The organism is Marinomonas sp. A3A, assembly GCF_018336955.1.
In the GTDB taxonomy this organism is placed as follows: Bacteria; Pseudomonadota; Gammaproteobacteria; order Pseudomonadales; family Marinomonadaceae; genus Marinomonas; species Marinomonas lutimaris.
Genome location: NZ_CP025532.1, coordinates 527139 through 550813 on the forward strand (window position 1 = coordinate 527139; position 23675 = coordinate 550813).

30 protein-coding genes are annotated in these 23675 nt (G+C 43.7%); 14 read left to right on the top strand and 16 right to left on the bottom strand.

The window, feature by feature from the left end; all coding sequences use genetic code 11:
• Nucleotides 1-11 precede the first annotated feature (11 nt).
• Nucleotides 12-1628, bottom strand: a complete 1617-nt coding sequence (locus CYL31_RS02355) for a methyl-accepting chemotaxis protein (RefSeq protein ID WP_212917393.1) — start codon at nucleotides 1626-1628, stop codon at nucleotides 12-14.
• Between the two features lie 257 nt (nucleotides 1629-1885).
• Between CYL31_RS02355 and CYL31_RS02360 the strand changes: the two genes are divergently transcribed.
• Entirely contained in the window at nucleotides 1886-2353 is a 468-nt protein-coding gene (locus CYL31_RS02360; protein ID WP_212917394.1) for an OsmC family protein, read from the top strand.
• A 47-nt stretch (nucleotides 2354-2400) separates the two neighbouring features.
• Here the strand turns inward: CYL31_RS02360 and CYL31_RS02365 are convergent, their stop codons facing one another.
• Nucleotides 2401-3012, bottom strand: a complete 612-nt coding sequence (locus tag CYL31_RS02365) for a glutathione S-transferase family protein (RefSeq protein ID WP_212917395.1) — start codon at nucleotides 3010-3012, stop codon at nucleotides 2401-2403.
• Nucleotides 3013-3079: 67 nt separating this feature from the next.
• Here CYL31_RS02365 and CYL31_RS02370 point away from each other — a divergent pair, with 67 nt between their 5' ends.
• Complete coding sequence (locus tag CYL31_RS02370; RefSeq protein WP_212917396.1) at nucleotides 3080-3988, top strand: LysR family transcriptional regulator; 909 nt, start codon at nucleotides 3080-3082, stop codon at nucleotides 3986-3988.
• 3 nt (nucleotides 3989-3991) lie between these two features.
• On the opposite strand, the gene CYL31_RS02375 is transcribed toward CYL31_RS02370, so the two are convergent.
• The 6 genes from CYL31_RS02375 to CYL31_RS02400 form a co-directional block, all read right to left on the bottom strand.
• Nucleotides 3992-4270, bottom strand: coding sequence for a putative quinol monooxygenase (locus CYL31_RS02375; protein WP_212917397.1), 279 nt, complete (start codon nucleotides 4268-4270; stop codon nucleotides 3992-3994).
• A gap of 2 nt (nucleotides 4271-4272) precedes the next feature.
• Nucleotides 4273-4794 (bottom strand): GNAT family N-acetyltransferase, encoded by a 522-nt coding sequence (locus CYL31_RS02380; RefSeq protein ID WP_212917398.1) that lies wholly within the window; start codon nucleotides 4792-4794, stop codon nucleotides 4273-4275.
• A gap of 17 nt (nucleotides 4795-4811) precedes the next feature.
• Nucleotides 4812-5726: a DMT family transporter gene (locus CYL31_RS02385; protein WP_212917399.1), complete on the bottom strand. Its 915-nt coding sequence runs from the start codon at nucleotides 5724-5726 to the stop codon at nucleotides 4812-4814.
• A gap of 123 nt (nucleotides 5727-5849) precedes the next feature.
• Nucleotides 5850-7271, bottom strand: a complete 1422-nt coding sequence (locus CYL31_RS02390; protein ID WP_212917400.1) for a sensor histidine kinase — start codon at nucleotides 7269-7271, stop codon at nucleotides 5850-5852.
• Complete coding sequence (locus tag CYL31_RS02395) at nucleotides 7201-7890, bottom strand: response regulator transcription factor (RefSeq protein ID WP_212917401.1); 690 nt, start codon at nucleotides 7888-7890, stop codon at nucleotides 7201-7203. Before CYL31_RS02395 ends, CYL31_RS02390 begins: the two co-directional genes overlap by 71 nt.
• Nucleotides 7891-8009: 119 nt before the next feature.
• A complete protein-coding gene (locus CYL31_RS02400) occupies nucleotides 8010-8531 on the bottom strand; it encodes a PepSY domain-containing protein (protein WP_212917402.1) in 522 nt (173 codons plus the stop codon).
• Between the two features lie 293 nt (nucleotides 8532-8824).
• Between CYL31_RS02400 and CYL31_RS02405 the strand changes: the two genes are divergently transcribed.
• From CYL31_RS02405 to CYL31_RS02415, 3 genes are all read left to right on the top strand, one after another.
• Nucleotides 8825-9277, top strand: coding sequence for a MarR family winged helix-turn-helix transcriptional regulator (locus CYL31_RS02405; protein WP_212917403.1), 453 nt, complete (start codon nucleotides 8825-8827; stop codon nucleotides 9275-9277).
• Between the two features lie 137 nt (nucleotides 9278-9414).
• Complete coding sequence (locus tag CYL31_RS02410) at nucleotides 9415-9837, top strand: organic hydroperoxide resistance protein (RefSeq protein ID WP_072838756.1); 423 nt, start codon at nucleotides 9415-9417, stop codon at nucleotides 9835-9837.
• A gap of 147 nt (nucleotides 9838-9984) precedes the next feature.
• A complete protein-coding gene (locus CYL31_RS02415) occupies nucleotides 9985-10293 on the top strand; it encodes a 4a-hydroxytetrahydrobiopterin dehydratase (protein ID WP_072838757.1) in 309 nt (102 codons plus the stop codon).
• A gap of 45 nt (nucleotides 10294-10338) precedes the next feature.
• Here CYL31_RS02415 and CYL31_RS02420 read toward each other — a convergent pair whose 3' ends face one another.
• The gene (locus CYL31_RS02420; RefSeq protein WP_084122209.1) at nucleotides 10339-10971 is read right to left on the bottom strand and encodes a helix-turn-helix transcriptional regulator; all 633 of its coding nucleotides are present in this window, start codon (nucleotides 10969-10971) and stop codon (nucleotides 10339-10341) included.
• A gap of 233 nt (nucleotides 10972-11204) precedes the next feature.
• Between CYL31_RS02420 and CYL31_RS02425 the strand changes: the two genes are divergently transcribed.
• A complete protein-coding gene (locus CYL31_RS02425; protein ID WP_212917404.1) occupies nucleotides 11205-12221 on the top strand; it encodes an alpha/beta hydrolase family protein in 1017 nt (338 codons plus the stop codon).
• 146 nt (nucleotides 12222-12367) lie between these two features.
• Nucleotides 12368-13168 (top strand): NYN domain-containing protein, encoded by an 801-nt coding sequence (locus CYL31_RS02430; RefSeq protein WP_212917405.1) that lies wholly within the window; start codon nucleotides 12368-12370, stop codon nucleotides 13166-13168.
• Nucleotides 13169-13182: 14 nt separating this feature from the next.
• Here the strand turns inward: CYL31_RS02430 and CYL31_RS02435 are convergent, their stop codons facing one another.
• Nucleotides 13183-14232: a helix-turn-helix domain-containing protein gene (locus tag CYL31_RS02435; RefSeq protein ID WP_212917406.1), complete on the bottom strand. Its 1050-nt coding sequence runs from the start codon at nucleotides 14230-14232 to the stop codon at nucleotides 13183-13185.
• A 149-nt stretch (nucleotides 14233-14381) separates the two neighbouring features.
• On the opposite strand from CYL31_RS02435, the gene CYL31_RS02440 reads away from it, so the two are divergent.
• Complete coding sequence (locus CYL31_RS02440) at nucleotides 14382-14735, top strand: DUF805 domain-containing protein (protein WP_114413103.1); 354 nt, start codon at nucleotides 14382-14384, stop codon at nucleotides 14733-14735.
• 13 nt (nucleotides 14736-14748) lie between these two features.
• On the top strand, nucleotides 14749-15324 hold the full coding sequence (locus CYL31_RS02445; RefSeq protein WP_212917407.1) for a hypothetical protein: 576 nt from the start codon (nucleotides 14749-14751) through the stop codon (nucleotides 15322-15324).
• On the opposite strand, the gene CYL31_RS02450 is transcribed toward CYL31_RS02445, so the two are convergent.
• Entirely contained in the window at nucleotides 15307-16158 is an 852-nt protein-coding gene (locus CYL31_RS02450) for a LysR family transcriptional regulator (RefSeq protein ID WP_212917408.1), read from the bottom strand. The genes CYL31_RS02445 and CYL31_RS02450 overlap by 18 nt on opposite strands.
• A gap of 160 nt (nucleotides 16159-16318) precedes the next feature.
• Here CYL31_RS02450 and CYL31_RS02455 point away from each other — a divergent pair, with 160 nt between their 5' ends.
• Genes CYL31_RS02455 through CYL31_RS02470 form a run of 4 tightly spaced genes read left to right on the top strand, consistent with a single transcriptional unit; the run spans nucleotide 16319 to nucleotide 18483 of the window.
• A complete protein-coding gene (locus CYL31_RS02455) occupies nucleotides 16319-17041 on the top strand; it encodes an HPP family protein (protein ID WP_212917409.1) in 723 nt (240 codons plus the stop codon).
• 41 nt (nucleotides 17042-17082) lie between these two features.
• Nucleotides 17083-17478, top strand: coding sequence for a VOC family protein (locus CYL31_RS02460; protein ID WP_212917410.1), 396 nt, complete (start codon nucleotides 17083-17085; stop codon nucleotides 17476-17478).
• Nucleotides 17479-17520: 42 nt separating this feature from the next.
• Nucleotides 17521-18000 (top strand): GNAT family N-acetyltransferase, encoded by a 480-nt coding sequence (locus CYL31_RS02465; protein ID WP_212917411.1) that lies wholly within the window; start codon nucleotides 17521-17523, stop codon nucleotides 17998-18000.
• Nucleotides 18001-18009: 9 nt separating this feature from the next.
• On the top strand, nucleotides 18010-18483 hold the full coding sequence (locus tag CYL31_RS02470; RefSeq protein ID WP_212917412.1) for a GNAT family N-acetyltransferase: 474 nt from the start codon (nucleotides 18010-18012) through the stop codon (nucleotides 18481-18483).
• Between the two features lie 79 nt (nucleotides 18484-18562).
• Here CYL31_RS02470 and CYL31_RS02475 read toward each other — a convergent pair whose 3' ends face one another.
• Entirely contained in the window at nucleotides 18563-19174 is a 612-nt protein-coding gene (locus CYL31_RS02475) for a TetR/AcrR family transcriptional regulator (protein WP_249411671.1), read from the bottom strand.
• Between the two features lie 172 nt (nucleotides 19175-19346).
• Here CYL31_RS02475 and CYL31_RS02480 point away from each other — a divergent pair, with 172 nt between their 5' ends.
• Nucleotides 19347-20567: an MFS transporter gene (locus CYL31_RS02480; RefSeq protein ID WP_249411672.1), complete on the top strand. Its 1221-nt coding sequence runs from the start codon at nucleotides 19347-19349 to the stop codon at nucleotides 20565-20567.
• Between the two features lie 161 nt (nucleotides 20568-20728).
• Here CYL31_RS02480 and CYL31_RS02485 read toward each other — a convergent pair whose 3' ends face one another.
• Genes CYL31_RS02485 through CYL31_RS02500 form a run of 4 tightly spaced genes read right to left on the bottom strand, consistent with a single transcriptional unit; the run spans nucleotide 20729 to nucleotide 23594 of the window.
• Nucleotides 20729-21457: an amino acid ABC transporter ATP-binding protein gene (locus tag CYL31_RS02485; RefSeq protein ID WP_169458140.1), complete on the bottom strand. Its 729-nt coding sequence runs from the start codon at nucleotides 21455-21457 to the stop codon at nucleotides 20729-20731.
• Complete coding sequence (locus CYL31_RS02490) at nucleotides 21444-22094, bottom strand: amino acid ABC transporter permease (RefSeq protein WP_212917414.1); 651 nt, start codon at nucleotides 22092-22094, stop codon at nucleotides 21444-21446. Before CYL31_RS02490 ends, CYL31_RS02485 begins: the two co-directional genes overlap by 14 nt.
• A 35-nt stretch (nucleotides 22095-22129) precedes the next feature.
• Nucleotides 22130-22792: an amino acid ABC transporter permease gene (locus tag CYL31_RS02495; protein WP_212917415.1), complete on the bottom strand. Its 663-nt coding sequence runs from the start codon at nucleotides 22790-22792 to the stop codon at nucleotides 22130-22132.
• Nucleotides 22793-22802: 10 nt separating this feature from the next.
• The gene (locus tag CYL31_RS02500) at nucleotides 22803-23594 is read right to left on the bottom strand and encodes a transporter substrate-binding domain-containing protein (RefSeq protein WP_212917416.1); all 792 of its coding nucleotides are present in this window, start codon (nucleotides 23592-23594) and stop codon (nucleotides 22803-22805) included.
• Nucleotides 23595-23675: the final 81 nt, after the last annotated feature.

The following is a 23675-nucleotide window of genomic DNA, read 5'->3' on the forward strand; positions in this document are numbered from 1 at the left end:
GGCGAGTGTTATCAAACAGTAAAGCGTTTTACCTGTCCTGCTAGTTCATCGGAATTACTTAAGGTCTGATTGACCGAATGGCTAATGCGTTTGGAGATTTCCATAACGTCTTTCGACATACTAGCTAGATTCGATAGATTTTCGTTTATCTCGTCAGTGACTTTGCTTTGCTCTTCGGTGGCGCTGGCGGTTTGCGCGGTAAAGTCATAGATTCGTCCAGCGGATGTTTTCACAACGGCAATGGATTCCATGGTTTTACGCGAAAGAGAGACGCTGGTGCCTGCCATATCGACGCTTTGAGTAATCGAGCTTACCGCATTGCTCACCCCAGACTGTAAGTCATTGATCATCTTCTGAATGTCTTCGGTAGAGGCTTGGGTTTTGCTGGCCAACTCACGTACTTCGTCAGCAACCACCGCAAAGCCTCGACCTTGTTCGCCCGCTCTGGCGGCTTCTATTGCTGCGTTTAAGGCGAGTAAATTGGTTTGCTCGGAAATACCAAGGATGACATCCAATACGGAAGCAATTTTATCGGATCGTTCAGATAGCTGATTGATGACGCCAGCCGCACTTTGGATTTGTGCTGCAAGATTGTCTAATTGAGATATAGCATCGTCCAATTGTGTTACGCCATCATCAGCAGAGCGATTTAAGGCTTCGACTTCTGCCACCGTGTCAGCAGCATTTTGCGCGACTTCTCGTGTTGCTCCACCCATTTCTTCAACGGCGGTGACCACAAAGTCCAATGACTGGTTTTGGCGTTCACTAAGGTCGGCAGATTCAGAGGCTGATTTACCTAAGTTAAACATCTCTTGGCGAATATGTTCACAACCGTTACGAACCTGCCCAATCAAGCTGCCTAGACGAGCGACAAAGCTATCTAATTCTCGACTCAATTCGCCTGTTTCATCTGGTTTGACGCTATTGATACGGCGAGTTAAATCTCCATCGCCAGAGCTAATTTGTCGAACACCAAAGGTGACTTGTTTGATGGCTTTAGAGATGTTCCTAGGTGCAAACCACGCGAGTATCACACTTAAGCATAAGACGAAAATCGCGAATATGCCGACGATAAGTTTAAACACGTCAGTAAATTCGTTGATGGTTTGATTTTCAAGTTCAGAATATTTACTGATCAGTTCTTCTGAATGATCGTATAACGCGCGTAACTCAATGAAATCTGTTTGGTTTTCACCAATAAAAAGGATCATCGCGGCGTCAGGATTGTCTTTTACTAATCTGATGATATCGGCGTTATGTGAAGACCAGCTTTTGTAAAGGGTATCGAAGTTTGCTAGTAGACCAGATATTTCATTTATATCGGCGGTCAGCCCTCGAAACTCCTGCATACGGTCCAACGCCTGCTTGGCATTTAATAAGGTCGACTCCTCTAATTCTTTAGCATTTTTGGAGTTGTGCTCAAATACTAATGTTGCTAACGCGAGACGTGATTGATACAAATCTCTATCGGCATTCTGAATTAGTGAGGTGCCAGAAGCGTATTTGCCCATACTATTTTGCAAGTAATTGACTAACGTTTCGGTTGAGATAATGACCAATAAAAAAACCAACGCCAACCCGCCAAATATTAATGTATAGCGGCCTCGTATCGTTTGTAGCATCTTCATGAATTTATCCCTATATTTTAAACGCTGTTGAAACCAAAAAAATGGTTAACTTTCCTTGCTATACAGCTGTCTTTTTCGATGAGACTACACCAATCAAACAATAGCCTTATATTAAAAATGGCACTTGCATTTGAAGTGTGCAAGCAGCGATAAGGTTGTTCCTTAAACAAATTGTAATTTTTTGCAAAGAACAATGTAGTGGCAAATAATTGCTGTGTGATTTGAGCCAGTAAAATAACCAAAAGGGGAAATGAAAAATGTCGGAGTATTTTGCAACGGTTGAGTGGAAGCGTGGTTCGCAGGTTTTTTCAGACAAAAAATACAGCCGCGGCCATGAATGGCAGTTCGAAGGCGGCGTAGTCGTGCCAGCCTCGTCTTCGCCTCATATTGTCCCTTTACCCATGTCTGTGGCGGAAAATGTTGATCCGGAAGAAGCCTTTGTCGCTTCGCTATCCAGTTGTCATATGTTGTTTTTCTTGGACTTTGCTTCACGCAAAAAGTTAATTGTCGATCAATACACAGATAACGCCATTGGCACCTTAGCTCTGGGGGCGAACGGTAAACAAATGATGACCGAAGTAATATTGCGTCCAACGGTGACATTTGTTGGAGATAGGCCTAGCTCAGAGGAAATCAAAGCACTCCATCATCAGTCCCATGAGGCGTGCTTTATTGCCAACTCAGTATTGACCAACGTCCGTGTCGACGAGGCTTTCTGTGTTTGATCAGTAACAGAAGCGACTCATTGATTGAGTCGCTTTTTAATTACTTATCAAGCTTGAGTAATGGGGATAAACCAATCCAAAGCTTCGATGTCTTTAATCCAGCGTTGGATATTTGGATATTCAGACAACTGATAAGAACCGCCTTCTTCGGCCACATGGGTATAGGGGAAGAGACAAATATCCGCTAGTGTCATGGTGTTTCCCGCCAAAAAGGCCTGTTTCGCTAATGCCTCATCCATGAGTTTTAACGCGGCGCGACCTTGCTCAATACGATCGGGCAGCATTTGCTTTTTCAACTCTGTCATGGCGTTATGAGTCAGCCAAAAACGCGGTGAAGCAATGTTTGGCTCGTGGCTGTATTGCTCCCAAAATAACCATTTATAGACCTTGGCTCTAAGGATGGCATCGGTTGGTAACAAGGCAGATTTGTGTTGTTCTGCAAGATAGAGAAGCACAGCATTACTTTCGCTCAAGCATTGTCCACCATCTAATTCCAACACCGGAATTTTACCATTTGGGTTCATCGCCAAGAAAGACTCGGTGTGCGTTTCGCCCTTGGTGATGTCATATTGTTTCAACGTCACTTTTAAACCTAAACAAGCGCATAACAAACGGATTTTATAACCGTTTCCTGAGGGCAAGAAATCGTGCAGAATCATGAGTGTCTCCTTCTTAGTTGATGCTTTGATCATCTGACAAACAGCTCACGGAAAAAAGCGAATTAAATTGACGGCTGGCTTAACGCATTTTGATGAATCCCTAAAAGAGAAAATAGCATTGGATACGGAACTATTAAAAACCCTTGTGGCGATTGTTGATCATGGCAGTTTTCAACGCGCCGCTATGCAAACCTTTCGTACTCCCTCAGCCATCAGCATGCAAATGAAGCGGCTGGAAGAGCAAGTCGGCACAGACTTGTTTTGTAAGCAAGGTCGAGATCAAGTACTTACCGAAGACGGCCAACAGCTGGTTCATTACGCAAGGCGAATCTTGCAACTGCAAGAAAGCGCCCTGCAATCCATCAAAGGCCCACAACAGGGTGTTTTGCTTAATTTAGGCTGCCCTAATGATTACGTGGCGAATTTATTGGTCGTCATTATGTCTGTTATGGAAAGCATGCTGCCGAATATTCGCTTTCGAATTCGTACTGGAACCTCTGCGGAACTGCGAGAGTGGATGGACAAAGGCGAAGTGGATTTAGCCTTGGTCACGCGCACTCCAGACAGTGATGAGGGGTTAACCTTGTTTCATGACAAAGGCGTTTGGGTGGCGAAAAAAGGCTTTGACTGGACATCTCTTAATCCCTTGTCATTGGCGTTATATGAGTCTAGCTGTAAGTTTCACTCCAGTGCCGTTGATGGATTGCAGAAAAAAGGCACGGATTATCAACTCTATTGTGTGACCGCAAACCTTACTCTGATTGAGCGTCTACTCATGGCCGAAAAAGCCATCTCCGCCATTGCTAGCATCAGTATGAATGACTCGTTGGATATTATCGAAAGCGACCTATTGCCAGCCTTGCCCGCAGTACAAATTGCGTTTTCACGCTCCGCTTCCGCTCCCGAATGGTTAACTGTTTCATGGATTGAAGAAGTGATTGAGCGGGTGGTAAAAGACACAAAAAGACCGGCCTAAGAGCTAAGACTCTGTAACCGTATAAAAGCGCTCAACATTTTTTGTCACTTCACCCCAATGAGAGGTTTTTACTCTGGCTTGGTGCCTTTCAAACGCCGCTTTGTCGGTGAATTCTTCGTACACATAAAAGCGTTGTGGGTTGTCTAAATCTTGGGTCACGGTAAAAGTGATGCAGCCCGCTTCTTGATGAGTCAGGGCGATATGGTTTGGCAGCTCTGTTAACACCGCATTTAGGTCTTCTTTTGGTACTTCAATATGGCCGCTTAAGGTGATTTTCGACATGCTCAAGTCTTCTCTATCTTGGGTTGGTTATTAAGATCATACATCATGTAAGTGACGGAAAAAGGCAGATGATCAAAGTGTTTGGTATCGCCTTTAACGAAGCCAAGTTTTTCATACCAATCTTGTAATCGAGTGTGCTCACCTATCACACCAATGCTGATAAAACTTAGCTGGTCCGCTTTGGCTTGTTCAATGATATGGGCGACCAGTAAAGAGCCGATACCTTTGCTTTGTTGATCTGGTAACACGGAAAGGCGATTTAAATAGGCTTTGCGAACACTGGTTGAATGGGCGGGTACTTCGTAAGCCACACACGCAATAGGCGCTTGGTTTTCCGTTAAGAGAAAGTAGCGTTCGCCGCGCTCAAAATCGTTTTCTACCCAGCTTGTTTGACAAAAAGAGGGATGCTTTGGACCATTGTCTTGATTGATCGCAAACTGTTTAGCAACAGGGCGGTTGGCTTCACGAATGAGTTGTGCAATGACATCGGATTGATCTGCGAATACTTCTTTTATCTGTCTCATGGTCTTCCCTTTTGTTTTTAGGCTCTTTTTTTAGAAAGGGCCCAATTAAATTTCACTGCGCTGACGGCGAGTAATATCAATATCACACCCAATATTTGCGTTAGGCTGATGTGGGTCGCAAAAGCCAAATGGTCGACAAACAAGGCGGTGATCGGATAGATAAACGACAGTAGAGCAATCAAGCTGGTGGGTAGTTTTTGAAAGCTGTCATACATAATGATGTACATAAATCCCGTTAGCACGGCACCGAGAATCAATAAATCGATCCACTGACTGGTTTGCGTCGGTAAATTGCCAAAATCGGCAAAGGGCAAAAGCATAAAGATACCAACGATCACCTGTACCAAGGCCACAAACGTGGAGGGCACTTGGCTGACTTTTTTAGTGACAAGCGTGGTCACGGTATAAAGTAACGCTGCGCCCAAGGCGAGTAATAAGCCAAATAATGCAGAAGAACCGTCGCTGCTTGCTTCACCTGAGAAGAGTGCGCTTATCTCGTTTAGGTCTAATTCCACGATCAAAAATAAACCGACGAACGCCAAGGCTAGCCATAATAACAAACTGCCTGACAGCTTCTCTTTGGTAATTAACGCGCCTGTTAGTACTAAAAATAACGGCTGCATGTGATAGGCCACGGTGGCGATAGAGAAGGGAATGTAATTGAACGAAGCAAATAGAAATATCCAGTTTCCTACTAAAGTTATTCCTCCTAAAATAATCATCAGCAACACGCTGCGCTGAAAATATTCGCGACGAATTAGACCCGCATAATAAGCATAGCCTCCTAGAACAACCGCGCCGATGACGCAGCGGAAAAACACCACATTCCAAAACGCTTGATCTGAACTGATAACAAAATAGCCGATAGTGCCAGACAGTATCATCGCTAGGATTAGTTCGATGCTGCCGATTGTATTGTTGGAACGATTCATTATTACTTCCCAATATTTGAATAGCTTGATCGGCATTTAACCCTAAAGCTGACAGAATCTATACCACTTTAATGTGCAGTGAAAAGATGCGACTCGTTGAGCTTCTGTTCTTTCTTCAGCTTTTCATGGCTTTGAATGGACAGTATCCTTTTTATTTTCTATCGGATGTGACATGTTCAGTGTGACATGAACTTGTAATCCTGGATGATTGTCTTGAAGTTCTAGCTTCCCTTGATGAAAGTGTGCGATGGCTTTGATTAATGGGAAGCCTAGCCCATATCCAGGGCTTGTGCGGCTTGATTCTAGGCGAAATAAACGTTGCAAGGCTTTGTCTTTAAATTCATCTGGTATGCCTGGACCATTATCTTTGACAATGAAACCTGAGGTGTTGGTAATTAGTTCAATAGCGCCACCAGAACCTGTGTATTTGCAGGCATTTTCTAAGGTATTAAACATGGCGCGGAAAATAAGCGTTTTATCACCCTTAATGTGGGGCTGAGCAGTGGCAATAAATGACAGAGTTTGCTGCTTATCTTGAGTCAACGGTTGTATTAGGTCGATAACATCTTCTGCGATTTGATTAATATTCACAGTGTCAAAGTGAGAGTCGGTTTGCTTATGTTCTAGTCGACTCAGCTCTAGCATGGCACTAAACGTCGTTAGAATATGATCCAGCTCTTCAAGCATTTCTTGTAACTGGGATTCGTTAATAGGGGCTTCATCTAAGGTGTTTAGGTGGCTTTCGAGGCGCAGGCGCAGTCTGCCAAGTGGCGTACGAAGATCGTGGGCGATGGCATCAGTGACGCCTGAGACAGCATGGAAAGAATCTTCCAGTTGATTGAGCATTCTGTTTATGTAGCTGGCAAGTAGATCGAATTCATCTTTGCGATGGCTAACGGTGACCCGTGCACCTAGGTCACCGGATTGTATGACCTTGGCGGTGTCATTGATGTTTTTGATGCGGCTGAGGAGTTGTGTCGATAAGTAGCGTCCAGATAGTAGACCTAACCCGAGGGTTAGTAGCAAAGCCAATATGCCGGCCCGAAGAAATTGAGTTTGCAAGAAATATAAGTTTTCATCATCAAAGGCAACCAATAAGCGTCCATGGGTGAGTGTTGTAATACAGCCTATGTAAAAGCGCAGATCGTTTGCACTGTCGACAAAAAAGGTCGTTTGCGCAGGGCAAGTTGCGAGGCTGGTTGGTAAGCGGGTAAGGTTTCCGTATGTTGCATGCGCATTTTCATAGGCAAGCACCAGATTATTAATTTGCTTGGCTTGATTCGTAAATTGAAGCAGGTATTCATCTTCGTTCATTTGTTGGTTGAAGAGGCGTTGTTGCTGCGTAATAAGCTGAATTTGCTGTTGATAGCTGCGGCTTATCTCGCCCACGCTGAGTTGATAAAGCACAAAAAAAGCCACCGCCATTAAGGTGATTAATAGGGTCGTGTAAAGCAGAGTAAAGCGCCAAGCAAAGCTAGCCCGTCGCTTTTTCAACCAATCGGTAACCAACGCCGCGTATTGTTTCAAGGATCGGGGGAAGGTCATCGGTTTCTACCTTTTTTCGTAAGCGTGCCACGTGCACATCAATGACATTGGTCTGTGGGTCGAAGTCATAATCCCATACTGCCTCAAACAATAAGGTGCGGGTAACGACTTGTTTAGGGTGTTCCATCAAATAACGTAAGATTTGGAACTCTTTTGGTTGCAGGCTGATTTCTTTTCCAGCCCGCCAAACTTGTCTGGTAAGTAGATCCATTTTCAGGTCTGACACTTGTAACAAGGTACTTTGTTGCACCGCTGCCATGGGTTGTCTTCTGATGAGTATTTCAACGCGAGCTAGAAGTTCGGCAAAGGCGAAGGGTTTGACAAGGTAATCGTCTCCGCCTTCGCGTAGCCCTTTGACTCGCTCATCAACAGAATCTAATGCGCTGAGTATTAAAACGGGTAAGGTTTTTTGGGCGCTGCGCAAAGTATTGAGAACGGTTAAACCATCTAATTTTGGAAGCATGCGATCCAGAATGATCAGCTGATAATCCCCTTCTAATGCTTGGAATAGAGCATCTTGCCCATCGCTGGCGACGTCTACTTGATAGCCTTGTTCTGTCAGACCCTTTTTGATAAAGCCTTGTGTTACGAGATCGTCTTCAACTACCAAAATTCGCACGGTTTGTTCCTATCATTGTGAGCCTGGCGTTTTTTCTATTGCGGCGGCTGTTCTTATGTTAAGCAAGTTTGTTCAATGCTGGAATAGAGGGATGGCTCATTTTCAAAAAAGCGACGCATTTAGCGTCGCAGAGAAGGAATTACTTCACCTGATTTGGCGTCCATTAATATTTTTGTCGAACCAGATGGCCCTAGCAATTCGATTTCATAGAATGTTAATCCACGTTTGTGTTCTAGCTCGATTGATTCAATATAAGAACCTTCCTGCGGATTAGAAAGCGCTATTGCATTTTTAATGGAAACGCCTTGCTGTAGTGATTCCAGTGCGGTTTGATCATTGTCATCTAATTTATTAAAGCCCATGAAACGTAGAGATTTAGAGTGTCTATCTATTTCTTCACCGCTGTACAGTGCATATTTTGCTTTGTATCTTACTCCTTCTTTTAGGTCGATCCCTTTGATTTCGTACACCAGAATGTTGTCTTCGTCATCCAGTTCGATTTCCATCACTGTAGAAGGGAAATCAGCTTGGAACTTTTCTAGGAGGCTATCCAAAGAAACTTTGCTAGATTTTAGTGCCTGTAGCATAAGTTGGTCTTCTTGATAATCATCGCTGTCTTTTGCGTGCACTGTACTGCTCATCAATAGAGCGCTTGAGCATAAGGCGACAAGTGTACTTATCGAAAAAAAGGTAGTGAAGATAATGCTGAGCTTTGCTTTAAGAGTCATGATTATTAACCTATATAGTGTGGTTGTTTGAATGAATATGGCGACACTATAGCTGGCTGTTATTAACGACAAGATGGCCGCAACATTAAACTTTGTTCATCTTGAGCGAAGGCTTTTTATCTAGCGATATACGGTTACCTGTAAAACAGTGTAGAATTTCTAATTATTATCGCTATAACTATTCGCGCAACTATCAATGAGAACTTATGACTTCTGACAATTCGCTATTCCCCGACAACCCATTATTACTCGACAATCAGTTGTGTTTTGCCTTGTACTCGACTTCTCTTGCGATGACGCAGTTCTATAAAGAGCCGCTTTCTGCTATCGGCCTGACGTATCCGCAATATACGGTGATGTTGATTTTATGGGAGCAAGATGGGGTGAGTTTGAAACACATCAGTGATGCGCTTGGGCAAAAATCTGGCGCGCTAACACCTGTAATAAAACGCATGGAAGTTGATGGTTTAGTGCAGCGTTTACGTGGCGTGGATGATGATCGTAGTTTAAGTATTGCCTTGACTGAAAAAGGTAAAAAGCTGCGCGAACAAGGTTTAGAAGTGAACCGTTGTGTTGCTGAGGCCTGCGGAATCGATATGGATGAAGTCGTTGCTTTACGTGAGCAGCTAGTTGCCCTTAGACAAAAACTTGTAAAATAATGCTTGCGCAGTAATAGTTATTGCAATAACATAAATCCATCAGCTCAGGTAACTGAGCTTTTATTTAATTATATAGTTATCGCGATAATCATTATTCAGATAACATAATGCAACAATGACATTTTAGGAGCAATATTATGCAAGCAATTTATAGCGCAACAGCAACATCAACTGGTGGCCGTGATGGTCGTTCTATTACATCTGACAACAAATTGGATCTTGCTCTAAGCACGCCAAAAGAATTGGGCGGCGCTGGCGGTGAAGGTACTAACCCAGAGCAGCTTTTCGCAGCAGGTTATTCTGCTTGTTTCATCGGCGCATTGAAGTTGGTTGCATCTCAACAGAAAGTAAAAGTGCCTAATGACGTTAACGTCACAGCAACTATTGGTATCGGCGCTAACACCAAAGGTGAAGGTTTTACTATCTGCGCAGATTTAGAAGTGAATGTTCCTGGCGTAGAAAAAGACGTAGTAGAAAAATTAGTAGAAGCCGCTCACAAGGTTTGCCCATATTCAAACGCAACACGTGGCAACATTGATGTGAACTTCACTATCAAGTAATGGTTTTCCATTAAATCGTTAGTCTCAAGAATCCCTTTTGCATGAATTTGCAGAAGGGATTTTTTGTTGCGTTTTAATCATAGTCTTAACCGACTACACTGGTGATTGATACGCTACATTTTCTGATTTAAATAGAGGTGAAACAGCATGACACATCGAAAGCTCGAACAGCATGAGATAGAGCAAGCCCTTAACCAGTTAAACACAGAAGCGTCACAAGACTGGGCGATCGAAGACGAAAAGCTCAGTAAAACCTTTAAATTTAAAGACTTTCAACACGCTTTTGGTTTTATGACCATGTGTGCGATCTACGCTGAAAAGCAAGATCATCATCCTGAATGGTTTAATGTTTACAATAAAGTTAGCATTCAACTGACATCACACGATGTATCTGGCATTTCCAATAAAGACTTTGATCTTGCGAAGAAGATGGAAACCTTTGCATTGTCTGTGTAATAGATAATTCAACACAACACGCAGGCTTCCGGGTTCGATTATTCGCTAATTAGTTAGAATAGCTGCCAATAGTTGACTGGAAGTCGGCACTAATCCCACTTTAATCTCGAAAGGTTTGAACACCTTATTAATGATTTCTGCGGTGTAATTACCTTTGTCGTTTTCGATTTCTGACAAGGTCTTACGAGAGACGCCACACAGCTTGGTATAAGCATCTTGTCTAATACCCAGAACGCCAACGCGTAATTCTCGCAGTGCGGCGCCTTGTGTCATTTCATCCAACAATAAACTTTTGATGATCTGATTAATCGCAATTAATTGTTCTTCTTTTGTCATCGGCTCTAAGCTTTTAGACGCACGCTGACGAGTGCTGCTTGATGATTCTGGCGCGTCAGCCTCAATAGCAATAGGGCTTTCAGCAAGGTTTTTAATAGAGTCATCAATAGTGCTTTCTATCGCTTTTTGGGTTTTGCTTTTCTTCGGCGTTTGGGGATCTGTGGTAGACACTTTCACAACTTCAGTAGATACGATCACTTCAGGCTGAGAATCTTTTTTTTCTTTAGAATGTTTCTTGGTTTCTAGTTTGTCCTGCTTCTTCTTTTTTTGCTCATTTTTCTTTGATTTGGCTTTATGCTTCTTCAATGGTTGAGCGCTGTCTAACTGTCCTTTCATCTTCATTTTGTCGTCTCCGTAGGCCTTATAAAAAAGCGAGGTTGAGTACCGTGAATGAAATGAGAGTACAGAGCTAATATGACAGATAAGTAACAATAACGCCGAAAACGATTTTATTTTCTGAGTGTGACTATTTGATTGTCTTGATATAACGTCCTCCATCCTGTTTTAGGACGCTTTACTCGCATTTTCCTTTCATTGTGACTTCTTTTAAAAGCACTTTGAAAGGAAATATCTCCATGAAACGATTTGCGTGTTTTGTTTTATTGGTCATCAGTTGGGCGGCGAATGCTTCTGCGTATTCGGTGGGTTTTGATCAGGTTCAGTTGTATACCGATAGCGATAGACCGTTAAAAGCCAGTGTTTGGTATCCATCACAGACGACCTTTCCCACTGAAAAAATTGCGGAAAACGCGGCGTTTTTGGGAACCGATGTGGTACGAGTTGGAACGCCAATGCCTGGGCAATTTCCTCTGGTAGTGATTTCTCATGGTTATCGTGGCAACTGGCGTAATCAAAATTGGCTAGCAACAAAATTGGCGCAAGATGGTTATGTCGTGGCGTCGCTTGATCACCCTGGAACCACGTCGTTTGATCATTCCTCGCAAGCAGCGGCTCAGTGGTGGCAGCGCGCGGGCGATTTATCCCGTTTGTTGGATTGGTTGTTAAACGAGTCTTATCTATTGCCAAATATCGATGCTAATAACGTTACCGCAATCGGTCACTCATTGGGTGGCTGGACGGTGATGTTGCTAGCGGGCGCGCAATTTGATCGTGATCAGTTAAAGCAAGAATGCAGCCTGAAAGCGAGCCCTCGTGTGTGTGGTTTGATGGCTGAGCTTGGTTTGGATCAACCACAAATCGGTGAACCGAATGACAGTTTACAAGATGAGCGAATTAAGCGAGTGGTTTCACTGGATTTAGGTTTGGCGCGTAGCTTTTCCCGCCAGAGTTTACGGGCTTTAACCACACCGACCTTAATCCTCGCAGCCGATGTCGATATTGGTGATTTACCTCAAGCAGAAGAGTCCGGTTTTCTCGCGCAGTATATTCCCGAAAATAAGCGTCAATACATTGTCTACTCTGACGCCGCGCATTTTAGCTTTATGCAGCTTTGCAAGCCCGGTGCCATTGAGATGATAGAAGAGGAAGAGCCGGGCGATTGTATTGTTTGCAAAGACGGTAATGAACGATCTCGGGATGAGCTTCATCAGGTGATGTATCTGGATATTCTTGCGTTTTTGCATCAGCCTTAAAATCGTATCATGGGTACTGGCTTGACAATGCACCTTAATGAGCTAAAATATTTTTGATACCGCCCACGGCCAAGCTTAACTCACTTTTTAATAGTTAAGCCTACCCCGTGGGTTTTTTTTATCTTTAGTTTAGGAAGCTTAGTTATATGGATATAAAAGTAGCTTTTCTTGTCGACGGATCATTTTTTCTAAAACGATTACAATTTTTTAAACGCAAATATTACACAACACATCCAGATTTAACGGCAAATGAAACCGTACAAATCTTAAGTTTGGCTATCCGAAGGCACCTAAATAATAGCTCGCATGGAAGCTATCAGCATCTTTATAGAGTCTTTTATTACGACTCGCCACCGTTGGATATTAAAGCTCATTATCCCTTAATTGAAAAAGGTGAAACAAACCGTAGAGTCATCGATTTTTCTAAAGAAACAAATTCAATACATAGGCAAGAAATATTGGATGAGCTGAAAAAACAAAGAAAGTTTGCATTGCGATTAGGGACGATCAAACACGATAAACAATGGAAACTTACGGACTCAGCTTTAAATGATTTACTTCAGCATAAACGACAGTTTGACGAGTTAACCAACGCTGATTTCTATTACAGTGTGCGTCAAAAAGGTGTAGACATTAAGCTCGGTGTCGATGTATCCACCCTTGCACAGCAAAAATTGATAGATAAAATTGTACTAATTGCGGGAGACAGCGATTTTGTTCCTGCTGCAAAATTAGCAAGAATAAATGGTATCGATTTTGTTTTAGATGCGCTCCGCAATAATATTGATCCTACCTTGCATGAGCATATCGATGGGTTAATTTCATACGACCTTGTTTCAATTATGAAAGACGTTTTGAAAAAAGAACCAGACAGTAAACCTGCTTGGTGGAATACCGGAACCAATCCCCAAAAGCCAAAATATCAAAAGCAAAAAAATGATAACTAGAAGCGGTACTAATACTAACCTTTCATATTCGCACGACGAAAGGCGCTCGGTGTCTGTTGTGTTACGCGTGAAAACTCTCGATGGAAGTTAGACTTCGTCTGAAAGCCTGAATCCATATAAATTTGGGTGATGGCTTTGTCGGTTGAGAGCAGCAGTGTTTTGGCGCGTTCAATACGGTATTCATTAACGACTTGTGAAATATTGCGGCCGTAAACTTGGTTAATGGCAGCGGAGATCTGACGCGCTGGAATACAGGCTTTTCTGGCGAGTCTATCGAGCGTTAGATCTGGGTCGAGAAATACTTCTTTGGTGCTAAGCAGCACGTCTATTTTATGCACTATGTCTTTCACCTCATCGTCGGTTAACGGGTGCTGAGGCTTGTCTTTTGGTTCTTCTATAAGGGCTGTTTGTTTATCCTTGCTTGTCGAGTCATGGATATTGGGGGCCATGCTTAAGCTCATCATAATGACGGCAACTGACAGCATTGGCAGTAATATCGCATGGCCAATAGCGAGAATAATCAGTGCATGCTCGCCAGCAAAAAAAGAAAAATCGACGGCTAAAGCACCATCAATCATGGCAGACATTAAGAGAATAGCGCCGGCGATTCGTTCGGCTTTTAAGGCGTTATCTATGTCGGATAAACGCACTTGTTCAGGTAGGTTTGATGTTTTAAATGAGGCGCGAATCAATGCAATGCCATAGCCCATATATAGCAGCGTTAACATTGGGTCCAAAGGTGGTCGCCAGAACGGATAAGTAAAAGATGCCAAGGTAACAAAAATAGGCGGTAAAAAATGCCAAACTTTAAACTTATGGCGCTTATGAGCGCTTGAAAAACAGTACCAAGCGGTAACGGGAATACAAGAGGCCAGGATAGGTTGGATCAGACGAAATAGTGAATAATCAAAACTCCAACGCAAACCAACGACGGTCGTTGTTAGCGCACACAAAGCAATAAAAACAAACGCTGATGGTGTGGTTTCTTCGCGACGAAAAAACAAGACGCCAGCCAAGATAGCTAACAGCAAGGCAACCACAAAAGGTAAGGGAATAGCGATCATTTTGGCTCCATCTTTTATCACTCAGATCTTTATTATGTCCTAGATCCTTATCAAGCACGTCCTTAAACCTGATTTAGGACGCGAATCTTTCTTTCGCAACGTACTTTTAAGCCTTCAATAACTCTTTGGGTTAATCAAAGGAGAAAAGTATGGACTGGTATTTTGATGCGTGGAAGCGTTATGCGCAATTTTCTGGACGAGCATCGCTAAAAGCATTTTGGATGTTCTTCTTGGTGAACTGTTTGATCTCGGTTGTGTTTGTTGTGTTGGAAATAGTCTTTCAATCGACATGGAAAATAGAGGCGCTTTATAGCTTGTTAGTTTTTTTACCCATGCTGTCTTTGACTGTACGTAGATTACATGACACGAACCGTTCTGCTTGGTGGTTGCTGGTGGTTTTGGTGCCCGCGATAGGCATGCTTGTTTTGCTGATGTTATTGGCCTTACCAAGTGAACCTGACAGCGATTTTGGACATTATCCACAAAATAACGCGATGCTATAAACAGGAGCCAAACATGAAAGATGTTAATAACTTACCCCACTTATCCACCATGTTATGCTCAATTTTGCTACTTTTGTCGGTTTCTGCTTGCAGCAGTGAAGCAAAAACCACGAATGAAAGTAACTTAGCATTTTCAGATGACGTAAAAGCCGTGGTTTACATAGAGTCGCCGAAAGTTGGGACTTTATTACAGCTGCGAGGTATCGCAGGAAAAGGCGTGTTGATTGCCAAAAAAGACAATCGGCAAGAAGAGCAAACAATTTGTGTTTCTTCACCGATTCGGTTCGCTGCGGGTGATTTCAGTGGTGACAGCATTGGGATTCAGTCAGCAGAGCCCATTCGACTGCTTATTTACTCCGATAAGGTCGCAGAAAAATTGGTGAGAGGAGATGAAGTCGTCAGCGAACATTATGTTATTACCGATCAAAACGATGCCGGACTTGGCGACATCAAAATTGAATCTGGTTTAACGCTCAGTTATGGCTTTGTTCTTAACCCCGGCGAATGGTCTTGGTCGTCGATATTTGGCTTGGATCACCACGATGTGAATTGTAGTCTCAATAGCAATGCGTTAAATCGCCCAACTTGAGACGTTTTTCATACTGTCTAGCAGTATCTTTTTTGCCTGTTCGAAGCCGTCAGGCAACGTATTGTTTTTGAGAGATACAAGGTAAATGGGATAAGTAAATTCTGCCGCGCCTTTTACCTTGTGCAACCGTCCTTCTTGCAAATATCGATCAACCACTCGTGTGCGGAAATAACCGTTTCCACCTTTTGCTAACATGTATTTGAGCGCCATAGGTCCAAGGGAAAATTGCATCGCTGCTCGGCGGTTAAAAGGGACACAACGATCAAACTGCAGGGTGAATTCTTCTCCCCATTCAATGAATAAATCTGGCGTTTTTTGCTGTTTGGAGACGACGTGAATGAGCTTTTCCTCAATGATCTGTTCGACGATTAAACCGGGTAAATAGCGTGGACTATGAACAATAATGGCATCTACTTCTTGTTTCTGGAGGGATTGATACAAACTGTCGGTTGTCGTCACTTGGCTGTTGATGACTAAATGAGGCATGTCGTCACTCATCGCCAGTAGCCAGTCGATGAGAATCGGGTTCCACAGGCTAATTTCGCCACCAATACTCAAAGTCTGCTGAGCCTGATAATCTGAAATGTCGCAAAGCTGCTTTGCCTGATCCCAAGCTTCCAGCATATTTTTCGCCGGGGACACAAAGGCTTCACCACTTTTGGTCAGCTTAGCGCCGGCTCTATTTCGCACAAATAATCGACAATTTAACGCTGATTCTAGTGCTTGTACACGGGCGGTCACTGTGGTTTGAGTAACATGAAGGCGTTCTGCTGCACGGGCAAAGGTGCCAGCATGAATAATTTCGAGAAAGGTTCTGGCTTGTTCAATATCCATTTCAATTTTAAATGCAATTATATTGCATTTAAACCTCATTTAAATTCGTTATACATGAGGCTATTTTAATCACTAAAATGGCGCCGTTACTAGGAAAACACTATAGATCGCCTTAGCTGTTTGAAATCGTTATTTATTTTTGTAAGGTCTCATTAAATAAATGCTCCTCTCATTTTGTCGTAATACTGCTCAATTCATTGGTATTGAAACCAATAAAACTTCCCACTTTGAACGCTTTTTATCAGGTATGACGGCTTGTCTCGCATTAGTGAGTGTTTACTATTTATCGAGTTTGTTTTTATCTCTACCGGATTCATTATTGGTGGTCGCTTCTATTGGGGCCAGTGCCGTTTTGTTGTTCGCCATTCCTCATGGTGCCTTGTCTCAGCCGTGGCCCTTTGTTACTGGTCATCTAATATCAGCGCTGATTGGTATTGGCTTTTATCAGGCGTTCGGAGCGTCTTTTGTGACTGGAGCGGCCGCTGTGGGCGTGTCGATTATCGGCATGCATTACCTTCGTTGCTTGCATCCACCTGGTGGGTCGACCGCGTTATCGTGTGTGATTGGTGGAAGCAGTATACATGCAATGGGGTTTGAATTTTTACTGTATCCATTATTGATCAATTTATTAGCGATGCTTGTGTTCGCTTTCATCATCAATAATGCTTTTCACTGGCGGCGTTATCCTGCTTCTTTAAATATTTCATTCCATCAAGAAGCCCATGAACAGCACTTGCTTGAAATGGACGATCTTTATCATGTGCTAGAGCAGGAGGATATTTTTATCGACGTTAGTGCTGAAGAGCTTATGCACATCTACAACGCCGCAAGAGAGCACGCGAAAGCGCGCCATAAAAGACTTGTATCTACATTGCCGAAGTAGGATCTTAGTGTGAAGACGCTATTTAATGAAAAAGGAATAACATGTTTTCGCATATTTATTACGGTGTTAGTGACTTTGAGCGAGCTTATGCTTTTTACAGCAAGCTAATGACTTGTTTAATCATCAAAGAGCGCTTTTATGATCGAGATAAGCCTTGGGCAGGTTGGAACAGTCCTAGTTCAAACTGCCGGCCGTTATTCATTATCGGCAAACCTTTTAATGGTAAAGTCCATGATCAAGGCAATGGACAAATGATTGCCTTCAGCGCGAAAGATAGAGCCACCGTCATGGCTGCCTACGACTTAGCCATTGAAAACGGCGCCACATGTGAAGGTCAACCCGGACTGCGAAGCGAATACCATGAAAGCTACTTTGGCGCTTATTTTAGGGACCTAGACGGCAACAAGGTTTGTGTTGTTTGTCATGGGGTTGAGTAACAATATATTTATTCTTGAATCCGATGTTTGAAAAGGAGTTTTATGACAGTGTTAATACGCGAAGCCAAACGAGAAGATTCAAATACCATTCTTAAATTTGTTAAAGAACTGGCCGCTTACGAAAAAGCAGAGCATGAAGTCTTGGCCACTGAGCAGATGATTGAAGACTCTATTTTTTCAGAGCACTCGTCTACCAAAGCGATCATTTGTGAGAAAGATGGCAATCCAATTGGCTTTGCCGTGTACTTTTTTAACTATTCCACATGGCTAGGAAAGCATGGTCTATATCTTGAAGACTTGTTTGTGTCACCGTCGGAACGAGGCAGTGGCGCTGGCAAAGCATTATTAAAGCATTTGGCAGGAATTGCAGTTGCGAATGACTGTGGCAGGTTTGAATGGAATGTTTTGGATTGGAATAAACCCGCCATCGACTTCTATGAATCACTAGGCGCAAAGCCTAAGAGTGAATGGCTAGGTTATCAGTTAACGGGTGAGCATCTGACGGCTCTGGCGGATTCTTAAGAGTAGGGTATGGATATTAGGTTTGAACCGATTGATATCGATACACACTTTTCTCAATGTGTGGCATTTAGACGGGATGCTTACTTATGCAGCTTCGGAACGGATGTTGGTTTTGAAGATTCAATCATTGGCTACGAAGCTCTGTTACGGCAAAACACGTTAGAAGAAGGCTGGTATTATTTTCATATCTGGCATAAAAGTCAGCTTATTGGTCAGTTGGAGTTTAGATCTTTTTCCAAGACTCCTGATACCGGTTATGTTCAATTAATCTATTTGATCTCTGAATATCGAGGTTTAGGCTTAGGCACTGAACTGCAAGAATTCATCCGCACTCAATTGAGAGATGCTGGTTGTAGCAAAGCAAAGCTTTCTGTCAGTAGGGCTAACAAGACGGCTTTGCGTCACTATAAACGCTCAGGTTGGACGTATTTATTCCCTAACCCTAAAGGTAAAAACATGGATTTTTATCAACTTGATTTGTAGGGACTGGGATTAGAGACTCTAGTTACCCGATTAAAGCACTTAGCTGGGATTGTAAGCATTCTTTACCCATTGATGTATTCTATTTGGGCTGACACACTGCGATATCCCATAGTTTCATTAATTCTGTAATGGAAGCGTCGAGATCCGAGGCATCCACTCCATCTCTAGCTAGAATCGATACACCAAGCAGGAAACTATTGAAGGAAATTCCCATAGACCTAGCGTTCGTTTTTTTGGGTAGTTCACCCATAGCTATTGCGCGTTCTACGCATCGCACAAAGCCTTGAAGCGTTCGTGAACGCGAGGCAGTAAGTGGTTCAACAACGTGAGTAAGCTCTGGCGTGGGTGCGCTCATTGCCCCCAAAGACACCATACATCCCTTGGGATGTCCTGATTCACATTGCATTTTTGTCGAGCGACGGAGCGCAAGCTCAACAGCGTCTCTGGGTGGAATCTCGTCGTCCCATAGGGAGTCTGTTACGCATGCATAAGTTTCTAAATAACATTGTACAGCTTCATTGAACAATTCCTCTTTAGAGCCAAATGCAGCGTAAAAGCTTGGCGTAGAAATCCCTCCACCAATATTAGCCTTTAGTTGGCTTAGAGAAGTCATTTCGTAGCCATGTTCCCAGAAAAGATGCATAGCTTGCACAACTGCTTTCTGGCGATCAAATGTTCTAGGTCTGCCCATTTTTGCCATTTTTTTCTCCATTTCTTTTATGACTTATATACTACTTGATACATAAGTTATTGACAATGTTAGGTGCTTTGTCATACATTTGTATCGATCGATCTATAAGTCGTCACGGAGACACATAAGTGCCAACGTGTAACCCACCAAATTTTTAAAGGACAGTTTTTTTGTGAATAATTCTCTCAATAAAGCAAATGCGGGAGATCCAGATCGCTTACCTATGTCGGCACTGCTTGCATTGGCGATGACCGGATTCATTTGTATCGTCACTGAAACATTGCCTGCGGGGCTGCTGTCTCAGATCAGTGCAGGTCTGGAAATAAGCCAAGCTATGGCAGGTCAAATGGTGACTGCATATGCTTTGGGATCTTTACTTGCGGCCATACCGTTGACGATTGCGACACGTGGCTGGAAGCGGCGTAACGTCCTACTGCTGACCATCTTTGGCTTCTTCGTTTTCAACTCGGTCACCGCTTTATCAAGCAACTATGTTCTAACATTGGTCGCTCGTTTCTTCGCGGGCGTTGCAGCCGGACTTGCTTGGAGTCTATTAGCTGGTTATGCGCGCCGTATGGTCCAGCCCCATCAGCAAGGCCGTGCAATGGCTGTCGCCATGGTCGGTATCCCTCTTGCTTTGTCTTTGGGTGTACCTCTTGGCACATTTATGGGTGCTACTATCGGTTGGCAAACTGCATTTGGCGTTATGTCAGGTTTGGCACTTGTCTTGATCGTCTGGGTGATAGCGAAGGTTCCTGACTATCCGGGACAGTCCGCTCACGAGCGTTTACCGTTGAGGAAAGTCTTCATGAGTCCCGGAGTTCGACCAGTACTCTGCGTGGTTATGACATGGATGTTAGCTCACAATATTCTCTATACCTATATTGCACCGTTTGTTGAGCAAGCAGGGCTTGGGAAACGAATTGACTTGGTCCTACTTACCTTTGGTCTTGCAGCCCTTGTCGGTATTTGGTTTGCAGGCATGCTGGTGGACCGATATTTGCGCACTACCGTTCTAACAAGTCTTTTAGCATTCGCTTTAATTGCTTTGCTATTTGGATTTGGTGCTCAATCTCCAGAAATTATCTACATAGGTGTCGTAGTGTGGGGTATCACTTTTGGAGGCGCATCTACCTTATTGCAAACCGCATTGGCCGATGCGGCAGGTGATGGTGCTGATGTGGCGCTTTCTATGAATGTTGTTGCATGGAATTCAGCTATTGCTGGCGGAGGAATTGTTGGTGGGATACTGCTTGATTCAGTAGGTGTTAGCTCTTTCCCTTGGTCTCTGTTGGCTTTACTTTCGGTCGGACTTCTCATCGCTTGGTTATATCATTCGCATGCTTTTAAGTCTGGAGCGCGCATCGGTGGAAGGCCGGCCGTTGAACATTGATTGAAAGAATGGCTGGTTAAGTTGGGGTCTCAATTTGAGGTGGTTTTACAGAGTATTATCCTCTTCGCGAGCTCCTTGAAGCGCTCGAAGGTTTGAATTAATTCGTTTTGTAAAACCACACTCCAACTCTGGCGTGTGGTTTTACTTGGCTTCTGCGACAGTTAAAGCACTGCCCCCATAAATTGTTTCAATTCATCTGTCTGCGGGTTGGACAAGATGGTTTTTGGATCCCCTTGTTCCCAGACTTTGCCTTGGTGCATGAAGACGACTCGGCTGCCGACGTCGCGGGCGAAGTTCATTTCATGAGTAACTAGAACCAAGGTGATGCCTTCTTTGGCTAGTTGCTCTAGTACCTTTAATACTTCGCCGACCAATTCTGGGTCGAGGGCCGAGGTGATTTCATCGCACAGCAAGACTTTTGGTGACATTGCCAAGGCGCGGGCGATGGCGACACGTTGTTGCTGACCACCAGATAGCTTTTCAGGGAAGCTGTCGAACTTTTCCGCGAGTCCCACTTTCTCCAACATGGCGCGAGCCGTCGTTTCGGCCTCGGCTTTGCTTTTCTTCAATACAATAGTCGGCGCAAGCATGACGTTTTCGCCCACCGTCATGTGCGGGAACAGGTTGAAGTTTTGGAAGATCATGCCGACGCTAAGCGCAAGACGACGAACCTGAATATCTTCTGTGGTGACTTCTTTGCCGTCAACAGTAATGCCGCCTTCTTGGTATTGCTCTAAGCCATTGATACAGCGCAGTAGAGTACTTTTACCAGAACCACTTTTGCCAATGATAGAAACCACTTCGCCAGCTTTGATGTCTAGATCAATGCCTTTCAGCACATGATGATCGCCATAGTATTTATGGACTTGATGTAGGTTAACGAGAGACATTGAATTTTTTCTCCAGATGCTTGCTGTACAAAGACAGTGGATAACAGAGCATGAAATAAATCAGCGCAACTAAGGTGAATATTTTGAACGGCTCAAAAGTAGCGTTATTTAACATGGTGCCGACTTTTGTCAGTTCGACAAAGCCAATTACCGATGCCAGCGCTGTGCCTTTAATGACTTGCACTGAAAAGCCAACAGTCGGTGCCGTCGCCACGCGAATCGCTTGCGGCAAGATAATATGTCTTAGGGTTTGTAAAAAGCTCAAACCCAAACAACGGCTAGCTTCCCATTGTCCTTTCGGTAATGTGTCGATACAGCCACGCCAGATTTCCACCAAGAAGGCACTGGTGAAAAAAGTCAGTGACAAAATCGCTGCGCCCCAAGCGGATATTTCATAGCCCAGCATGGATAAGCCAAAGAAGCACAAGAACATCTGCATCAGCAATGGCGTGCCTTGAAACAGCTCCACGTATATTTTTACGATGCGTTGCATAGCAGGATTACGAGTCAAACGCATGGCGGTTAATGTCAGTGCGACCGTGGTGCCGCCGATAAAAGCCGCGAGTGACAATAAAATGGTCCATTGTGTCGCAAACATTAGATTGCGCAGAATGTCGTAGTTAGAAAATTCGATCATTGAGTTTCCCTCATTTTGCTTTTCTGGAATGCCTTTTAATTAGACGTTCGATAAGCAAATAGGCGTTTTCCTAAAGCGTTGAAAGCAAATCTCAGCAGAATCGACAAGCCAAGATAGAGCAAAGCGGTAACAAAGTAGCTTTCAAAAGCACGGAAGTTTCGTGATTGCACAAGGTTGGCTGCGTAGGTTAAGTCTTGCACTGAAATTTGCGAAATCACCGCAGAGCCCAACATCACGATAATGCATTGGCTGGTAAGTGCTGGGTAAATCTTTTCAAAAGCCGGAATGAAAATCACGCGCGTCAGTGTTTGGCGAAAGTTCAGACCTAACACTTTTGCCGCCTCGATTTGGCCTTTGGAAATACTGGCAAGACCGGCACGAATGATTTCTGTGCTGTATGCGCCAAGGTTAATCGTCAGTGCGATCATGCTGGCTTCCCATGGCGACAACATCATGCCAATCGCAGGTAGACCAAAGAAGATAAAAAAGAGCTGAACAATAAACGGCGTGTTACGAATAAGTTCCACATACACACTGACAACTCGTTGACCTGCTCGGTTGCCGTATTGGCGTACGGTCGCGCAGACCGTACCCAATACCACTCCCAAGATCGTTGTCAGTACAGTGAGTTCAACCGTGGTTTTTAAACCACTGAGGAACACGTCGCTGTATTGCAATAGATCAGAGAAATACAACATAACGAAAGCCTTATGCGCCGAAGCCTTTAGGTAGTGGTGCTTTTAACCATTTCATTGAAATGTCGTTTAGTTCACCAGATGCCAAGGCGCCTTTGATCAGCTCGTTCACTTTAGCTTGTAGTGCTGTTTCGCCTTTTGCCATACCTATGTAGCAAGGGGAGTCTTTCAACATGAATTTACTTTCTGGTGCGCGTTGTGGCTGGCGTTTAGCAATTTCAGCGGCAACCAAGTTACCCGTAGCGATTAAGTTCACTTGACCAGATAGGTAAGCGGTTAGCGTGGTGTTGTTATCTTCAAAGCGACGTACGTTAACGGATTTCGGTGCGTTTTTCTCAAGCTCTAAATCTTCTACTGAACCACGAGTAACGCCTACTGTTTTGTCTGCTAGCTCGCCGATTTTTGTCACGGCAACGTCTTTAGAGCCGAATACGCCTAAGAAGAAAGGAGCATAAGGCGTTGAAAAGTCGATGGCTTTTTCACGCTCAGGGTTTTTGCCAAGGCTAGAAATAACCAAGTCTACTTTTTGAGTTTGTAGGTAAGGAATACGGTTTGCACTAGTCACTGGGACGATTTCGATTTTCACGCCCATTTCTTTCGCGATGTAATTTGCCATGTCCACATCGATACCCTGTGGTTTCAAATCAGTACCAACAGAGCCAAATGGAGGGAAGTCTTGAGGAACCGCAATGCGAATAAGGTTACGGTCTTTTATATCCTGCAACACGTCTGCGCTTGCGCTTAATGCGCTAAAGCCTGCAGCGATGATCAATGTTTTACCTAGTAGTTTGGTCAATCTTTTCATGGTTGGGGTTCCTGTTTCGTTTTGTGAATGCCTGAAACACAATTTGCAACACCCATGCCAATATGAAACAAAAGTTTCTTA

Excerpts from the sequence above, each read along its gene's own strand:
- CYL31_RS02355 (WP_212917393.1), bottom strand. The coding sequence starts at position 1,628 with ATGAAGATGCTACAAACGATACGAGGCCGCTATACATTAATATTTGGC.
- CYL31_RS02360 (WP_212917394.1), top strand. The coding sequence starts at position 1,886 with ATGTCGGAGTATTTTGCAACGGTTGAGTGGAAGCGTGGTTCGCAGGTT.
- CYL31_RS02365 (WP_212917395.1), bottom strand. The coding sequence starts at position 3,012 with ATGATTCTGCACGATTTCTTGCCCTCAGGAAACGGTTATAAAATCCGT.
- CYL31_RS02375 (WP_212917397.1), bottom strand. The coding sequence starts at position 4,270 with ATGTCGAAAATCACCTTAAGCGGCCATATTGAAGTACCAAAAGAAGAC.
- CYL31_RS02380 (WP_212917398.1), bottom strand. The coding sequence starts at position 4,794 with ATGAGACAGATAAAAGAAGTATTCGCAGATCAATCCGATGTCATTGCA.
- CYL31_RS02385 (WP_212917399.1), bottom strand. The coding sequence starts at position 5,726 with ATGAATCGTTCCAACAATACAATCGGCAGCATCGAACTAATCCTAGCG.
- CYL31_RS02390 (WP_212917400.1), bottom strand. The coding sequence starts at position 7,271 with ATGACCTTCCCCCGATCCTTGAAACAATACGCGGCGTTGGTTACCGAT.
- CYL31_RS02400 (WP_212917402.1), bottom strand. The coding sequence starts at position 8,531 with ATGAGCAGTACAGTGCACGCAAAAGACAGCGATGATTATCAAGAAGAC.
- CYL31_RS02405 (WP_212917403.1), top strand. The coding sequence starts at position 8,825 with ATGACTTCTGACAATTCGCTATTCCCCGACAACCCATTATTACTCGAC.
- CYL31_RS02410 (WP_072838756.1), top strand. The coding sequence starts at position 9,415 with ATGCAAGCAATTTATAGCGCAACAGCAACATCAACTGGTGGCCGTGAT.
- CYL31_RS02415 (WP_072838757.1), top strand. The coding sequence starts at position 9,985 with ATGACACATCGAAAGCTCGAACAGCATGAGATAGAGCAAGCCCTTAAC.
- CYL31_RS02420 (WP_084122209.1), bottom strand. The coding sequence starts at position 10,971 with ATGAAGATGAAAGGACAGTTAGACAGCGCTCAACCATTGAAGAAGCAT.
- CYL31_RS02425 (WP_212917404.1), top strand. The coding sequence starts at position 11,205 with ATGAAACGATTTGCGTGTTTTGTTTTATTGGTCATCAGTTGGGCGGCG.
- CYL31_RS02430 (WP_212917405.1), top strand. The coding sequence starts at position 12,368 with ATGGATATAAAAGTAGCTTTTCTTGTCGACGGATCATTTTTTCTAAAA.
- CYL31_RS02435 (WP_212917406.1), bottom strand. The coding sequence starts at position 14,232 with ATGATCGCTATTCCCTTACCTTTTGTGGTTGCCTTGCTGTTAGCTATC.
- CYL31_RS02440 (WP_114413103.1), top strand. The coding sequence starts at position 14,382 with ATGGACTGGTATTTTGATGCGTGGAAGCGTTATGCGCAATTTTCTGGA.
- CYL31_RS02445 (WP_212917407.1), top strand. The coding sequence starts at position 14,749 with ATGAAAGATGTTAATAACTTACCCCACTTATCCACCATGTTATGCTCA.
- CYL31_RS02450 (WP_212917408.1), bottom strand. The coding sequence starts at position 16,158 with ATGGATATTGAACAAGCCAGAACCTTTCTCGAAATTATTCATGCTGGC.
- CYL31_RS02455 (WP_212917409.1), top strand. The coding sequence starts at position 16,319 with ATGCTCCTCTCATTTTGTCGTAATACTGCTCAATTCATTGGTATTGAA.
- CYL31_RS02460 (WP_212917410.1), top strand. The coding sequence starts at position 17,083 with ATGTTTTCGCATATTTATTACGGTGTTAGTGACTTTGAGCGAGCTTAT.
- CYL31_RS02465 (WP_212917411.1), top strand. The coding sequence starts at position 17,521 with ATGACAGTGTTAATACGCGAAGCCAAACGAGAAGATTCAAATACCATT.
- CYL31_RS02470 (WP_212917412.1), top strand. The coding sequence starts at position 18,010 with ATGGATATTAGGTTTGAACCGATTGATATCGATACACACTTTTCTCAA.
- CYL31_RS02475 (WP_249411671.1), bottom strand. The coding sequence starts at position 19,174 with ATGGGCAGACCTAGAACATTTGATCGCCAGAAAGCAGTTGTGCAAGCT.
- CYL31_RS02485 (WP_169458140.1), bottom strand. The coding sequence starts at position 21,457 with ATGTCTCTCGTTAACCTACATCAAGTCCATAAATACTATGGCGATCAT.
- CYL31_RS02490 (WP_212917414.1), bottom strand. The coding sequence starts at position 22,094 with ATGATCGAATTTTCTAACTACGACATTCTGCGCAATCTAATGTTTGCG.
- CYL31_RS02495 (WP_212917415.1), bottom strand. The coding sequence starts at position 22,792 with ATGTTGTATTTCTCTGATCTATTGCAATACAGCGACGTGTTCCTCAGT.
- CYL31_RS02500 (WP_212917416.1), bottom strand. The coding sequence starts at position 23,594 with ATGAAAAGATTGACCAAACTACTAGGTAAAACATTGATCATCGCTGCA.